This window comes from Planctomycetota bacterium (assembly GCA_026387035.1).
GTDB lineage: Bacteria > Planctomycetota > Phycisphaerae > FEN-1346 > FEN-1346 > JAPLMM01.
In genome coordinates, this window is sequence record JAPLMM010000112.1 from 1 (window position 1) to 1,597 (window position 1,597).

At 70.6% G+C, this 1,597-nt stretch carries 2 protein-coding genes; both read right to left on the reverse strand.

The genetic code is table 11. The features are described 5' to 3' along the window. On the reverse strand, positions 1 to 586 hold a 586-nt coding region (locus NTX40_03890; GenBank protein ID MCX5648228.1), incomplete at its 3' end, for a 2-hydroxyacyl-CoA dehydratase family protein. An 11-nt stretch (positions 587 to 597) separates the two neighbouring features. Then, positions 598 to 1,404, reverse strand: coding sequence for a methyltransferase domain-containing protein (locus tag NTX40_03895; GenBank protein MCX5648229.1), 807 nt, complete (start codon positions 1,402 to 1,404; stop codon positions 598 to 600). Positions 1,405 to 1,597: the final 193 nt, after the last annotated feature.

Genomic DNA, 1,597 nt, shown 5'->3' on the forward strand with positions numbered 1-1,597 from the left:
GCGCGTCGTTGCGCATGAGCGGCCCACCGACCACCGCGACCGGGATGCCGTGCGGCAGCGAGCGGCGCTCGCCTTGAAGGCGCGGCCGCTCATCCCGGTCGAACGCGGCGATGGCCTCGCTGGCCTCGCGGGGCGCCAGGATGCCGAGCGCGTCGCGAAGTTCGCGGCGGCGGGCATCGTAGGACTCCATGACGTCGGCGAGTTTTTCGCGCGCGGGTTCGCTCGCGCCGAGGCGCGCGAGGAAACGTCCCAGCCGATGGAGTTCGTCGCGGTAGAGCCTGGCGGCGGCGGGCGTGCCGTGCGTGGCGGGCACGTTGAAGAGGAAGACGGGCGCCGGCGTTTCGAGGGCGGTCCACTCGGCGGCGCGGCGCATCTGGTCGCAGGTGGTGGTGAAGACGGCGACCTGGCCGTCGCGCAAGGCCATGGCCTCGCCGGCCAGCGCCCGCGCGTAGGGACACATGCCGGCGACGGGCGCGGCGGATCGTGCCGCGGCGGCGGCGTCCGGCCGGATGCGTTTCGGCCGGGCCCCGTGGGCCGCGATCCACTCCGCAGGCACGAAGGGCGAACTATAGACGACGGTCGTCACGCGGGTCCCCTTCATTGCGCCTTGCGGGCGACGAAAAGCCCCTGGGCGATCTTGCCGCCGTGCGCAAGGCCCTGCATGAACTGCATCTCCCCGGCCATCGCCTGCATCAGGTTCGCGTCGAACCCGATGATCTTCAGGGCGTCGTACGTCAGTTGCTTGCCGAGCATCCCCAGGTACAGGTCCGCGTAGGGCGCGAATCGGCCGGTGTCGGCGGCCGTCTCGACCTTACACCCGTTCTTCGCCAGAAGGTCGTTGTAGCCTTTCAGGTCCTGGACGTTCGGGAACTTCATGAACGCCAGGAAGCGGTCGGCCTCCTTGTCCGTAAGGCGGGCAGGCCCTTCGACCCAGTCGGTGAAGGCGATGGCGCCGCCGGGCCGGACGATGCGTGCGGCCTCGGCGATGAGGCGGGGCTTGTCGACGACGTAACACCAGGCGTCCTCGCCCCAGACGAAGTCGGCGCTGGAGTCCTCGAGGCCGCTCGAGCAGACGTCGGCGAGGACGAACCGGATTCGGCCGTCGAGTCCCTCGGCCTTGGTGCGCGCCCGGCCTCGCTCGACGACCGTGCGCGTCGCGTCCACGCCGGTCATCCGCTGGACGTTGCGGAATCGGACGAGGAACCGCATGCCGGCGCCGTTGCAGCAGCAGAGGTCCACGCCGCTGGAGCCGGCGGCGATCTTCGCCTTCTCCGCCAGGTCCATCGAGGAGGCGAAGCCGCCGATGTGAATCTGCTCGCCCATGACGAGTTCCCAGAGGTCGCCCTCGGGCCCGTCGTAGACGGCCTGGACGTCTTTCAGGCCGATACCGGCGTGGGTCTTCATCGAGTCCCCTTTCGGCGCGGGTCCGGCCCCGGCGCCGGGCCGAACGGTTCCCGGGTTACGGCGTGGCGGCGCGGACGGTTTCGTAGAGCGCTTCGACGCGGACGGCGATGCGGGCCGAGTCGGACGGCGAGTAATCGGTCTCGATCCGCAGGTACGGCAGGCCGAGTTCCTCTTCCGCCAGGCGCTTGACGCG

What these genes read in the sequence shown, in the direction of transcription:
- NTX40_03895 (MCX5648229.1), bottom strand. Translation starts at nt 1,404, where the DNA reads ATGAAGACCCACGCCGGTATCGGCCTGAAAGACGTCCAGGCCGTCTAC.